9 protein-coding genes are annotated in these 12,687 nt (G+C 64.1%); 5 read left to right on the top strand and 4 right to left on the bottom strand.

What is annotated here, in order from left to right; genetic code table 11:
* Nucleotides 1–62 precede the first annotated feature (62 nt).
* Nucleotides 63–854: an META domain-containing protein gene (locus NFG58_RS17045; protein ID WP_348827033.1), complete on the top strand. Its 792-nt coding sequence runs from the start codon at nt 63–65 to the stop codon at nt 852–854.
* Nucleotides 855–947: 93 nt separating this feature from the next.
* Here the strand turns inward: NFG58_RS17045 and NFG58_RS17040 are convergent, their stop codons facing one another.
* The gene (locus NFG58_RS17040) at nt 948–2,048 is read right to left on the bottom strand and encodes a GGDEF domain-containing protein (RefSeq protein ID WP_348827032.1); all 1,101 of its coding nucleotides are present in this window, start codon (nt 2,046–2,048) and stop codon (nt 948–950) included.
* Nucleotides 2,049–2,239: 191 nt separating this feature from the next.
* A complete protein-coding gene (locus NFG58_RS17035) occupies nt 2,240–2,959 on the bottom strand; it encodes a YebC/PmpR family DNA-binding transcriptional regulator (protein ID WP_108132350.1) in 720 nt (239 codons plus the stop codon).
* 156 nt (nt 2,960–3,115) lie between these two features.
* Between NFG58_RS17035 and NFG58_RS17030 the strand changes: the two genes are divergently transcribed.
* From NFG58_RS17030 to NFG58_RS17015, 4 genes are all read left to right on the top strand, one after another.
* Nucleotides 3,116–4,303 (top strand): Xaa-Pro peptidase family protein, encoded by a 1,188-nt coding sequence (locus NFG58_RS17030; RefSeq protein WP_348827031.1) that lies wholly within the window; start codon nt 3,116–3,118, stop codon nt 4,301–4,303.
* Nucleotides 4,304–4,372: 69 nt separating this feature from the next.
* Nucleotides 4,373–6,211: an ABC transporter ATP-binding protein gene (locus tag NFG58_RS17025; protein WP_108132352.1), complete on the top strand. Its 1,839-nt coding sequence runs from the start codon at nt 4,373–4,375 to the stop codon at nt 6,209–6,211.
* Between the two features lie 181 nt (nt 6,212–6,392).
* Nucleotides 6,393–9,422 (top strand): EAL domain-containing protein, encoded by a 3,030-nt coding sequence (locus NFG58_RS17020; RefSeq protein WP_222570049.1) that lies wholly within the window; start codon nt 6,393–6,395, stop codon nt 9,420–9,422.
* 43 nt (nt 9,423–9,465) lie between these two features.
* Nucleotides 9,466–10,404 carry a CorA family divalent cation transporter gene (locus NFG58_RS17015; RefSeq protein ID WP_348827030.1) on the top strand — a complete coding sequence of 313 codons (939 nt, stop codon included), beginning with the start codon at nt 9,466–9,468 and terminating at the stop codon, nt 10,402–10,404.
* Nucleotides 10,405–10,490: 86 nt separating this feature from the next.
* On the opposite strand, the gene NFG58_RS17010 is transcribed toward NFG58_RS17015, so the two are convergent.
* Both NFG58_RS17010 and NFG58_RS17005 read right to left on the bottom strand, forming a co-directional pair.
* On the bottom strand, nt 10,491–11,732 hold the full coding sequence (locus tag NFG58_RS17010; protein WP_348827029.1) for an MFS transporter: 1,242 nt from the start codon (nt 11,730–11,732) through the stop codon (nt 10,491–10,493).
* Complete coding sequence (locus tag NFG58_RS17005; protein WP_348827028.1) at nt 11,729–12,676, bottom strand: hydroxymethylglutaryl-CoA lyase; 948 nt, start codon at nt 12,674–12,676, stop codon at nt 11,729–11,731. Before NFG58_RS17005 ends, NFG58_RS17010 begins: the two co-directional genes overlap by 4 nt.
* Between the last annotated feature and the right edge of the window lie 11 nt (nt 12,677–12,687).

The following is a 12,687-nucleotide window of genomic DNA, read 5'->3' as shown; positions in this document are numbered from 1 at the left end:
GATGCGTCACATGTTGCCACAGCAGTGTGCCAGCATCGTTTCTTCAACACCAAGGGGGCACCATGAAACCGACTCCAGGAACTCTACGCCAGTCGCGTCTGTGGGGGACGGCCTGGCTGTTGCTGCTGATGGCCGGTTGTACCGGGGCGTCGTCGAGTGGCACCGGGTCGAGCGAGTCGTTCCAGGCAGAGGCGTCCAGCCTGGCGCCACTTCCTGCGAGCTTTCGTGGTGAACTGTCCTGTGATGACTGCAAGGCGGTACGTCTCGATCTGGCGCTCGATGACGGGGGGCGATATCTGCTCAAGGAGACGCATCTGGGACCCGGCGAGCAACCTCGCCGCCGCCACCGTGGTCAGTGGCAGTTGACGGATGGCGAACTGTCGCTGGGCGAGCCCGCCCCGGAGGCGGCGCAGCGGTGGCAAGTCGTGCAGGGTGGCGATCTTGTGTCGCAGGCGTCGCGTACGCCAGATGGCGAGGCTGCCCGCCTGGCGCGGCTGCCCGAACCGCTGCACGAACCACTGGAAGAGCGCTACTGGAAGCTGGTGCAAGTCGACGGAGAAGTCGCTGTCGACGGTTCTGCGCATATCGTGCTGCACACCCAGGAGGGCCGTCTGGCCGGATCCGGAGGGTGCAACCGCCTGATGGGAAGTTACCAGCGGGAGGGGGATGCGCTGTCGCTGGCCCCGCTGGCCACTACCAGGAAGGCCTGCCAGGGGCCTGTCATGGCCCAGGAGCGCGCGCTGGTCGAGGCACTGGGGGCCACCAGAGCGTTTCGTCTACTGGCCGATGAACTTGAACTGCTCGATGAAAATGACAAGGTGCTGGCGCGATTCGAGGTGGTGCACCTGACCTGAGTCCTGCCTCAAGGCAGGCTTTGACGGGCGGCATTAGATTGGCGTGGGAGCGATGACCTGGCGCTGTCCGGGTGGTCGCTTGGCGCTTGCCGGCTAGAGCGGCGGAGGGACCTGCTCCTCTGACTCATCGCTGATGATCCGGTCCCGACCTTCGGCCTTGGCTCGGTAAAGCAGGTGATCGGCGCGATTGATCAGCAGATCATAGTGCATGCCGGGCGTATGGCTGGTCACGCCGACGCTGACGGTCAAGGAAATGACGTCGCCGTTGTGCATGATGGGCAGGCTGCGAAGGCGCTCCTGGAAACCTTCGAGCACCGGCAGGATCTCGTTCAAGTCGGCGCCGGGGAAGATCAGCAGGAATTCCTCGCCGCCCCAGCGGCAGAGTACATCCGAGCGGCGAAAGTGGCGCACCAGCAGATCGGAAATCTGGATCAGGCACTGGTCGCCGACCTTGTGCCCATGCTTGTCGTTGATCAGCTTGAAATGATCGATATCGATCAGCGCGAGGCTGTAGGGCGTGTTGGTGCCATCCTGTCTGTCGCCTGATAACTGGCGCAGGTATTCGCCGGCAAAACGACGGTTGTGCAGGCCGGTGAGGGCATCACGGGTCGCCATGCTGGTCAGCGTTTCTTCCTGGGTCTCGTAGACGTGGCGGGCCAGCATGGCGAAGCCGACCATGGTGAACAGCGCACAGGAGAGGTTCAGGGTCGCCAGCATCAGCGGGAAGCCGGGGCCGCTTTCCAGCGGAAACATCTGGGACAGCGGGAACTCCAGGAACAGGAAGATCAGCATCCCCATCAGGCCGAGCACCAGCGCGACCCACTTGACCGAGTGGGTGACGGCCGCCCAGCAGGACAGTGTCAGCAGGTAGAAGTGAAAGCCGGCGGAGGTACCCAGGATCACGGTGGCGATGATGGCGTGGCAGTAAGCCTCGGTGGTGATCAGGTAGACCGCGCGGTCCTGCTCGCCATGTTGATTGGCGAGATAGGCGCCAAGCCACATGGCGACGCTGATCACGTTGATCAGTGCCAGCAGCGAGTGATCGAGCACCCAGAACAGTGGAATGAAGAGGAAGTGCACCGCCGCACCCATCAGACTGGCCCAGCGGGTGAGCAGGTGCTTGCGAAGATTGCGGTGTCGAATGTTGTCCGGGCGTTGTGCGGCAGCCTGGGTCAGGGGGGAAAATGGGGCCATGCACGGAAACTCGCTCTCGGTGGAAGTAGTCGTCGAAGCGTTCCAACGAACGGTAGAGTCCTCGCAGTTCTATCGAATCCCGTGCCCGGAAGCAGTGTCAGGGCAGGGCTCATGCCTGGGTACGAGCCCCTGCCGGGCACTGCGATGCTACTTAACTGTAGCAGTTTCGTCAGTCGAAAGGCGTCGCTGCGCTACGGTAATTCAGCGCTGTGATAAACGTTCTGGACGTCATCGAGGTCGTTGAGCATGTCGAGCAGCTTTTCGAACATGGCCAGGTCATCCCCCTCCACCGGCGTGGTGGCCTGGGGCAGGAACTGGATCTCGTCGATCTCGAACTCCTCGGCGCCGAGGGATTCGCGCAGCGCCTGACGCGCCTTGGCGTAGTCGGTCGGCGGAGCAAACACGGTGATCAGGCCGTTCTCGTTCTCGATGTCGGTGACATCCACGTCGGCTTCCATCAAGGCTTCCAGCGCGGCTTCTTCATCCTCGCCGGTGTAGGCGAGGATCGCCAGATGGTCGAACATGTGGCTGACGCTGCCCGGTGTGCCGATCTTGCTCTTGGTCTTGGTGAAGCAGGCACGAACGTCGCCGAAGGTCCGGTTGGGATTGTCGGTCAGACATTCGACGATCACCATGGCGTTGCCGGGACCGAAGCCCTCATAGCGTGCCAGCGAGTAGTCCTCGCCGCCGACGCCCGACGCCTTCTCCAGCGCCCGATCGATGACATGACCCGGTACCTGGTCCTTCTTGGCGCGGTCGAGAAGGCTGCGCAGCGACAGATTGGCGTTCGGATCGACGCCTCCGGACTTGGCGCAGACGTAGATCTCGCGTCCGTACTTGCTGTAGACCTTGGTCTTGGCGGCGGCCGTCTTGGCCATGGATTCCTTGCGGTTCTGGAAGGCCCTGCCCATTGCGTATTCCTGTGGCGTGTCTACACGAGTCTGGAATTCTACGAGAGTCCGCCCCTCGGCGAGAAGTCTTATTTCCCCTCGGCTTGCCCGGGATCGCCTGGAAGACGAACCGGCTTGACTGTCTACACTGTGGTGAATCGATCAAGGAGACGGCCAATGGATCACCATCAGTACCGCCAGGCCCTGGCGGTAGAGCACGCCGGAAGCGAACTGCCGTTTGCCGCCGAGGAGTTCGATCGCCGGCTGGCGCGCGCTCGCGATGCCATGCAGCGACAGGGGATGGACGCTCTGCTTCTGTGCCAGGCGGCGGACATCTTCTATCTGTGTGGCTATCACACCTTCGAAGTCTCCGTGCACGCGGCCCTGGTGGTCACCCCTTCGCACACGCTGCTGCAGGTGGCGTCCATCGAGACCGGGCCCGCCGTGGTGACGGCGAGGGTCGATGAAGTGGTCGGCTATCGCTGGGAAGCCCTCGATGAGGTGATCGATCCGTTGGCTGACGCCTTGGCGGACAGTCACGACATCGGCATCGATGGCAGCAGTAGCGGTCTACGGTTTGGCCTGATGCGTCATCTGCAGGGGCGACTCGGTGGCGATCGCTTCCATGATCGTGCCGGTGGCCTGATGGCGAGCCTGAGACTGGTCAAGAGCGACGCCGAACTCGATTGCCTGACGCGCAGCGCCAAGATGACATCGCTTGGGCTTGCGCGTGCCATCGAGGTGGTCGAGCCCGGTGTCACCGACAACCAGGTGGCCGCCGTCGGTGCCCAGGTGATGCTCGAGGCCGGCAGCGAATTTTTCAGCCTGGCCCCGATCGTCACCAGCGGGTCGCGCAGTGGCATCATCCACGTCAACCACAAGCGCCGGGGCATCGCTTCGGGCGATGCGGTGTTCCTCGAGTTTGGCGCCGTCTGGCAGCGCTACACCGCGCCGACCATGCGCACGGTGGTGGTCGGGCCGATCAGCGACGAGATGCGCCTCGCCGCCGACCTGTGTGTCGAGATGGAGGCCCGCATGTGCGAGGCCATGACGCCGGGCACACCTTTCGAAGACGTCGCCCGGCTCGCCGATGCTATCCTGGCGCCACACCGCGAACGCTTCTTCCATTCGGGGGTTTACGGCTACGCGGTCGGTGCCCAGTTTCCGCCGAGCTGGGTGGAAGGCACTGGTTTTCTCGCCGCCGGGCAGACCACGCCGCTTGCCCGCAACATGGTCTTCCACCTGCCGCTGTGTCTGCGCTTGCCGGGAGGTTTCGGCATCGGTCTAAGCAATACGGTGAGGGTCACCGATCGAGGCGCGATGCGCCTGACCGACCATGACATGGCACTGGTGCACCGACCTTGACAGGACACGCCGCATGAACGGCACAAGGGTATGATGAGCGGCTGGCGTCATGCGATACGAGAGCGGAACATGCTGCGTTTTTTCGAGAGGCTGGTGGATCCCTATCCCGACCAGCCCGAGTCGGTACCCGCGGACCGGTTGTGGCCCTTCGTGCTCCACTACTCGCGTCCCTTCACCGGGCTGTTGGCGGCCATGGCGGTGGTCACGGCGCTGGTCTCCATCGCCGAGGTGGTGTTCTTCACCGCCATGGGCGAACTGGTGGACTGGCTGGCCGAAGCCGACCGTGAGGGCTTTGTCGACACCCACCTGACCAGCTTGATCGGCCTGGGAGCGGCGGTGCTGGCAGGACTGCCACTTCTGGTGTTTTTGCTGTCGTTGATCACCCACCAGGGAATCTTCGGCAACTACCCCATGCTCGGGCGCTGGCTCTCCCATCGGCTGATGCTCGAGCAGAGCCTGTCGTTCTTTCATGACGAGTTTGCCGGGCGCGTCTCGCAGAAGGTGATGCAGACCGCGCTGGCCATGCGCGAGACCGTCACCAAGGTGCTCGACATGCTGGTCTATGTGCTGGTGTATTTCACCGGCGCGCTGGTGGTGCTGGGGGCCGCCGAGCCCTGGTTGATGGCTCCTCTGGTGCTATGGCTTGCGGGCTACCTGGCATTGATGAGGGTTTTTATCCCCCGGCTGCGCCGAGTGTCCATGGCCCAGGCGGACGCGCGGGCAGTGATGACCGGGCGGGTCGTGGACAGCTACAGCAATATCCAGACGATCAAGCTGTTTGCCGATGCCGGGGCGGAGCGGGCCTACGCCCGGGAAGCCATGGATGGCTTCATGGGAACGGTACATCGGCAGATGCGCCTGGCCACCTGGCTATCGGTGTCGTTGGCGACCCTCAATACCCTGCTGCTGGTGGGTATGGCGGGACTGGTCGTACTGGCCTGGTATCACCGCTGGGTGTCCCTTGGTGAAACGGCGGTGGCGATCGGTCTGGTCATGCGGGTGCGCTCCATGTCCGACTGGATCCTGTGGGAAGTCGCTGGCCTGTTCGAGAATGTCGGCACCGTTCAGGACGGTATCAACACCCTGTCGCGTATCCCCGAAGTGCAGGATCGACCAGCGGCCCCTGCGCTGCGGGTCCAGCACGGCGAGATTCGTTTCGAGGACGTGGTCTTTGGCTACGCCCGGGGAAGCCAGGTGGGCCCCAGGGTGTTCGACGGTTTCGATCTGAACATTTCCCCGGGCGAAAAGGTGGGCATCATCGGCCGCTCCGGCGCCGGCAAGTCGACCCTGGCGTCGCTGCTGATGCGCTTTCATGATCTGCAGGCCGGGCAGATAACGATCGATGGTCAGAATATCGCCGAGGTCACCCAGGCATCGCTGCGTCGACAGATCGGTATGGTGACCCAGGATACGTCCCTGCTGCATCGATCGCTGCGCGAGAATCTGACCTACGGTTGTCGAGACTGCAGCGAAGAAAGGTTGTGGCAGGCGGTGCGTCAGGCGCATGTTCACGAGTTTATCGAGGATCTGGTCGATCCTCATGGGCGTCGGGGCCTGGATGCCCAGGTGGGAGAGCGCGGTGTGACCCTGTCCGGGGGGCAGCGCCAGCGGATCGCCATCGCTCGGGTGTTGCTCAAGGATGCGCCGATCCTGGTGCTCGACGAGGCCACCTCGGCGCTGGACTCCGAGGTGGAAGCGGCAATTCAGCAGCATCTCTATACCCTGATGGAGGGCAAGACCGTCATCGCCATCGCCCATCGCCTGTCGACCATCGCCATGCTCGATCGACTGGTAATCATCGACAAGGGGCGCATCGTCGAGATGGGTGAGCACGAATCTTTGCTGGCCCGGGATGGCCTCTATGCTTCCCTGTGGCGCCGCCAGGTCGGAGGTTTTCTGGGGGAATGACGGACCATGGTCAGCTTGGTGTGATCAAGAAACTAGGCGGTTTAATGCGCGAGTGGTGCGCAAGTACTGCGCAAGTAGTGCAGGGTTGGCTATGATCACTCGTCCATGCCCAAGACAGTCGACGGAATCTGGATGCGCACCTTCCACATGAATGCTCTAGAGGCGAAACGACGACGTGTCCGTGTCAGTTGATCCATCCCCCTTTGTGACGAATGCGTCCGACTCGGGGCGTCGTCGTGCCATTGCGCTCTATGTGACCGCCTTGATGCTGCTGGTCGCCAGCATCGTGTGGACCCTCAGGGGCCAGTATCTGGCCGAGGTGGAGCGTGTGGAGCAACGTCTCGACGCGCGAGCGGAGGTGGTCGAGGCGCTGGTGGCCGAGCCTTTTGACGTCGCGACTCACGCGCTTGCCGGGCTACTGGCTCTCGATGAAATGATCAATCCTGCCGGCAATGGACCGCCGATGGCACCCTTGCTCAGGGAGCGAACCAGGTCCCTTCCCCTGGTAGAAGACCTGGCGATCCTCTCGGACCCGACAAGCGCAGAAGCTCGCTTTTTCGAGGGTTGGTTACCCCAGGATGCGTTTCTTCGACAGTTGGCCGGATTGAGGAGGGGAGAGACCCTGGTTTCGTCTCTGCACTATTCGCCGTCTGCCGGCGAATATCGCATGACTCTGGTGCAACGGAGCACGGCAGAGACCACTCAGATGCATGTTGCCATGGCATCGATCGACCCTCGGCCCCTGGCGGAAGCGATCAAGGGGTTCGGCCTGATGCAGGGAGAAAGCATCGCCCTGGTCGACAGCGAGGCACGGCTGGTGGTCCGCGTGCCTGCGGCTGGGCTGGCGCCGGGAGAATTGGTGTCGCAGGCGGGAAGTCGATCGCTGACCGCGGACGCGCCGGATACGCTTCACTTTCGTCAGCAATCCCCGCTGGATGGTCAGGAGCGGTTGTTCGTGGCGAGGCGAGTGGCCGAACTGCCTCTGTGGCTGGTGCTGGGCTACAGTCACGAGGCGTTGCTGTCGGGCTGGAGCCAGCGCCTGTGGCCACTGGTAGTGCTGGGGGCGTTGCTGGCCCTGCTCGGATTATGGTTGCTGCGTCACGTGCTGGCGCAGGGGCGTGCCCAGCTGGCGTTGCAGGGGGAGGTGGTCGAACGGCAGCGCGCCGAACAGGCCGCCCACCGCCGTGAAGCTCGCTTGAAGGCGTTGATCGGTTCCATGCAGGACCTGGTACTGGTGCTGGATCGCGGTGGCCACTTCTCCTTTGTCCATGCCGGAGACGAAGCCTTGCTGCTGGCACCGCCGGAGGTCCTGGTCGGCAGCCACTACCGCGCCTTTCTGCCGCCGGACATCGCCAGACGTCTGGACGAGGCGCTGGCCGAGGTGGCGGCCAGCGGTGAAGTACGTCGGTTTGATTATTCTCTGACCGTAGGTGGCGGCCCCCGTGACTTCAGTGCATTGATCAGTCCGCTGCTCAGCGGTGATGGGGAGCATGACGGTGTCCTGCTGGTAGTGCGTGATGTCACCCTGGAGCGGTTGCATCAGGCCAACATGAGCATTGCCGCGGTAGCCTTCGAGACCCACCTGGGCATGATGATCACCGATGTCGATGGCCGCATTCTCAAGGTCAATCGGACCTTTACCGACATCACCGGCTATCGCGAAGACGAGGTCCAGGGGAGTCGCCCAGACATCCTGCGCTCGGGGCGACATGACGAACACTTCTATCGACAGCTATGGCAGCGGATCGGCGATACCGGTGCCTGGCAGGGCGAGATCTGGAATCGTCGCAAGAGCGGAGACATCTATCCTCAATGGCTGACCATCAGCGCGGTGCGTGACGAGCGGGGCCAGCTGCGCAACTACGTGGCGACGCTCAGCGACATCACCGAGCGCAAGGCGGCGGAGGAAGAAATTCATCAGCTTGCCTTCTTCGACCCGCTGACGGGCCTGGCCAATCGACGCCTGCTGCTCGATCGACTCGGCGAAAAACTGGAACGTTGTCAGCGGGATGGCTGTTACGGCGCACTGCTGCTCATTGATTTCGATAACTTCAAGCAGGTCAACGATACCCTCGGCCACCACGGCGGTGACGAGCTGCTCAGAGAAGCCGCCCGTCGCTTCGAGTCGGTATTGCGCGAGGAGGATACTCTGGCACGTCTCAGCGCCGATGAGTTCGTGGTGGTCCTCGAAGGCGTGGGCGTGGAACTCGAGACCGCGGTGCGCGTGGCCGATACCGTTGCTCGCAAGCTGCTGAACACGCTGGATATGCCGGTCTGGATCGAAGGACGTCCGGTGTCGCCGAATGCGCGCGTCGGTATCAGTCCGTTTCGCGACGAGGTCTCTCGCGAACGGTTGTTGCAGCAGGCCGACATGGCCTTGTTCCAGGCCAAGAGTCAGACCGCCAGCGACGTCTGCTTCTTCGACCCGGGGATGCAGCGACGGATGCAGCAGCGTGCTCAGCTATACGAAGACCTGCTTGGCGCGCTGGCGCGCTCTGAGCTGTATCTCGTCTACCAGAAACAGGTCGATCAGCTTGATTGTGTCACCGGGGTCGAGGCGCTGATCCGCTGGCGACACCCCGACAGGGGCCTCGTTCCGCCGTCCGAGTTCATTCCGCTGGCCGAGGAGCGCCCACTGATCCATGAACTCGGTCTCTGGGTCATCGAGCAGGCCTGCCTGACGCTGGTGGATTGGGTGCAGCAGGGTGATGACACCACCAGGACCGTGTCGGTCAACGTCAGTCCCAGGCAGTTTCAGGATCCCGGCTTCGTTGCCCGGGTCAGTGATATCCTCGCGCGCACCGGGGCGCCGGCCCGGCGTCTCAAGCTTGAGGTGACCGAGTCGCTGTTCGTGGCGGATCGCGACGGGGTCGAGCGCACCATGACGCGGCTCAAGGCACTGGGCGTGACCTTCGCGCTGGACGACTTCGGCACCGGCTACTCGTCGCTGGCCTATTTGAAGCGTCTGCCGCTGGACGAGCTGAAGATCGACCAGTCCTTCGTTCGCGACGTGCTCGACAACGCCACCAGCTCCGCCATCGTGGCAAGCACCATTGCCCTGGCGCGCAGCCTGGGGCTTGATGTGATCGCCGAGGGAGTGGAGTCAGCGGAGCAGCGGGACTGGCTTCATCGACACGGTTGCCACCGCTACCAGGGCTTTTTGTACGGACAGCCGGCGCCGCTGTCCGAGCTTGATTTCTCGACCTTGTAAGCGGCGGGCGCGGCCCGCCTGACGAACACCTGATGGAGCCTGCATGACCGCGCCTTTTTTCATCGACGCCTGGTCGTTTGGCCAGGAAGTCCGCCAGTTGCCCGAGCCAGCGCCAGGTCCGCTTCAGGCAGGCGCCTGGTACCACTTTCAGCGGGATGCCGATGCTACCTGCGAGCGCCTCGAGCTGGCAGGAATCCCCGAATCCGCCATCGACGGCGTGCTGGCCGAGGACACCCGGCCGCGCTTCGAGACCCTCGGCGACGGCAACTTCCTGTTGATTCTGCGTGGGGTCAACCTCAACCAGGGCGAGCAGCCCGACGACATGCTCAGTATCCGCATCCTCTATTACGATGGGGTGCTGATTTCCACCCGCAAGCTGCCTTCCCGGGCTATCGCCGACATACGCCGTGAGCTCGAGCAGGGCAAGGGGCCTGACGATCTGGGAGCAGTGGTGGTGGATATCATCGAGAAGCTCCACGAGCGCATCGAGGATTTCGTCGAGCCCTTCGACGCCACCATCGCCGCCCAGGAAGAAGAGCCTGAGGCCGACAACGCCGTCCTGATGTCGCTGAACAAGCGGTTGATCAAGCTGCGTCGCTTCCTCAAGCCCCAGCGCTACGCCATTGAAGCGATGATCGACAGCCTGCCACCGCTGCTTGCCGATGATCGATTCGATCTGGCCAATGCCCGCGACACCATCCAGCGAATCAACGAGTCGGTGGACTTCTATCTTGAGCACGTAGGCATGGTTCAGCAGTACCAGACCCATCAGCACACCGAAAAGGTCAACCGCAACACCTACCTGCTGTCGATCATCTCCGGCATCTTCCTGCCGATCAGCTTTCTGACTGGCCTGCTGGGCGTGAATATCGGCGGCATGCCTGGCGTCGACAATCCCATGTCCTTCGCCCTGTTCTGCACCTTCATGGTGGTGCTGGTGGCGGTGGAGCTGGTGGTGCTCAAGCGCTGGCGTTTTATCTAGGCCCCGTCAGCCACTTGAGCCAGCCGCTTGAGCCAGCCGCTTCAACGACCCTTGGCCGCCGAACGCTGGTCACACCGCGTCGACGGTCAGCCGGGAGCGGCGATGGCCCGTCGCGCCTTCAGCAGAAAGCCAAGGCCCACCAGGGCAAGCCCCGCCAACAGCCCGAACAGGGCGGTATAGCTGCCGAACAGCCCATGTAGCGCACCCAGCAGGGGTAGCCCGACAAGCACCCCGCTGTAGGTCAGCACCAGGCAGCCACCGGCGGCGTCGGCCACCCGTTCGGCGGGGGCCAGACGGGTGATCTCGGCCATGAACACGCCGTTCCAGCCAAGCGCCGACAGGCTCATGAGGCACAGCACCGCGACCATTGCCCAGCGCGGCCAGTCGGCGTCCATGGTGGCGATGGCCAGGCCGCTACCGGCGCTCAGGCAGGCCAGCCCCATCAGGGTGATCAGGCGATCGTCGAGGATATCGCCGACAAGGCCCCACAGCACTCGGCCGATGATGCCGAAGACCTGGACCGCGGACATGGTGGCGCCGGCGACGACCAGGCCGACGCCCAGATCCTCGACCAGCAGCGCCACGGTGAAGGCCGAGACCGATAGCTGGATGGCAGAAAAGCAGAGACTCAAGAGGGCCAGATAGCGCAGCGCCGGGCGCTGCCAGACGACCTGGAGCCCGGCCAGGGGGGTGGTCAGCCAAGGAGTGCGAGGGTCGCGCTCGCGGTCCCAGTGATGGCGCTGAACCTGCAATAGCAGAATACCGATGACGGCGACCAGGAACAGGCAGCCCAGAGCCGCCTGCCAGCCGATGGCCAGCGCCAGGGCGGGGGCGACAAGGCCCGCCAGCACGCCACCGAAGGGCACCCCGGTCTGCTTGAGCGAGAACACCAGGCCCTGGCGGTGACGCGGAGTAACCCGAAACAGCAAAAGCGACGCGGAGGGGTTGGTCAGGCCATAGCCGAGCCCGGCGATCAGCGAGGCCAGGGCGAAGGTGGCCAGCGACGGCAGGGTCAGCAGCGCCGCGCCGCCGCCAAGCAGCCCCAGCGCCAGCTGGCTGACTCGACAGGGGCCATAGCGTCGGGTCAGAGGCCCGCCGACCAGCGAGGTCAGCATGGCGCCACCGAAGATCAGGCTGACCTGGATACCTACGGTGGCGGTGGAAACCCCCAGCGAGTCCGCCAGGGTCGGCGCGATCGCCGAGGGAAACAGCGCCACCAGCGACGAGAAGGCCAGCACCAGGGTCGTTGCCAGCAGCGCGATACCGACCTGGGGAGGCGGAGAGGGCGGTGAAGAGGGAGCTGGAGAGGGCGCCGTCTGCTGGTTCATGCCCCCGCGTCTGCCCCGGCCAGGCCCTCACGTGGAACCCGCCGCAGGTGGCTTTCGGTCTTGCCGCCGGGCAGTGCCGCGATCAAGTCGGCCGCGTGCAGCAGCGCGCCAAGATCGATGTCACCTGCCATCCCGCCCCCCTGCAGGGCGTAGACCAGGTCTTCGCTGGCGGTGTTGCCGGTGGCCCCCGGAGCGAAGGGACAACCGCCGAGTCCTGCGCAGGCGGCGTCGAGTGCGGCGGCACCGTGGCGGGCCGCGAACAGGGCGTTGGCCACGCCCATGCCGAAGGTGTCATGGCCGTGGAACGCCCAGGACAGGGCGGGGGATCGGTGGCGCTCGGTCAGCTCGGTGAAGTGGTCCGCCACCTGGAAGGGCGTGGCGCGACCGGTGGTGTCGCACAGGGCGACTTCCACCGGCAACTCGCCGGTGATGGCGAGCGCCTTAGTGAGCACCTCATCGACCCGGCGCCAGTCGACCCTGCCGTCGAAGGGGCAGTCGAAGCTGGTGCCAAGGTCCAGGCGCAGGGCGGTGTTGCCCTTGGCGCGCACCGCCTCGACCACACGGGCGAAGGCCTCCAACGATTCATCCACCGACTGGCGCACATTGTTGCGGTTGTGCGCCTCGGACACCGAGACCACGTAGACCAGCTCGCTGACATCGTGTTCAAGCGCAAGCTCGGCTCCCTTGAGGTTGGGAACAAGCGCGGAGAATCTCACATCGCGGCGATGGGCGAAGGCGCGGATCAGCTCGCCGGTGTCCGCCATCTGCGGAATCGCCCGGGGGCTGACGAAGGAGCCGATCTCCATGCGTCGGATGCCGGCGTCGAGCAGCGCCTGGATGACCTCGATCTTGCGCTCTGTCGGCAGCGGATCGGCGATCGACTGGAAGCCGTCGCGTGGGGCGACCTCGACCAGTTCGATCGGGGCGGGTGACGTGGTGGTCATGCGGGAGTCTC

The organism is Halomonas sp. RT37 (assembly GCF_040070525.1).
Taxonomy (GTDB): domain Bacteria; phylum Pseudomonadota; class Gammaproteobacteria; order Pseudomonadales; family Halomonadaceae; genus Halomonas; species Halomonas litopenaei.
The sequence above is the reverse complement of the archived record's forward strand: the minus strand, read 5'-3'. Positions and strand labels throughout refer to the sequence as shown.

Bases quoted from the DNA above. Each gene is read 5' to 3' on its own strand.
- NFG58_RS17045 (WP_348827033.1), top strand. From the start codon at position 63: ATGAAACCGACTCCAGGAACTCTACGCCAGTCGCGTCTGTGGGGGACG.
- NFG58_RS17040 (WP_348827032.1), bottom strand. From the start codon at position 2,048: ATGGCCCCATTTTCCCCCCTGACCCAGGCTGCCGCACAACGCCCGGAC.
- NFG58_RS17035 (WP_108132350.1), bottom strand. From the start codon at position 2,959: ATGGGCAGGGCCTTCCAGAACCGCAAGGAATCCATGGCCAAGACGGCC.
- NFG58_RS17030 (WP_348827031.1), top strand. From the start codon at position 3,116: ATGGATCACCATCAGTACCGCCAGGCCCTGGCGGTAGAGCACGCCGGA.
- NFG58_RS17025 (WP_108132352.1), top strand. From the start codon at position 4,373: ATGCTGCGTTTTTTCGAGAGGCTGGTGGATCCCTATCCCGACCAGCCC.
- NFG58_RS17015 (WP_348827030.1), top strand. From the start codon at position 9,466: ATGACCGCGCCTTTTTTCATCGACGCCTGGTCGTTTGGCCAGGAAGTC.
- NFG58_RS17010 (WP_348827029.1), bottom strand. From the start codon at position 11,732: ATGAACCAGCAGACGGCGCCCTCTCCAGCTCCCTCTTCACCGCCCTCT.
- NFG58_RS17005 (WP_348827028.1), bottom strand. From the start codon at position 12,676: ATGACCACCACGTCACCCGCCCCGATCGAACTGGTCGAGGTCGCCCCA.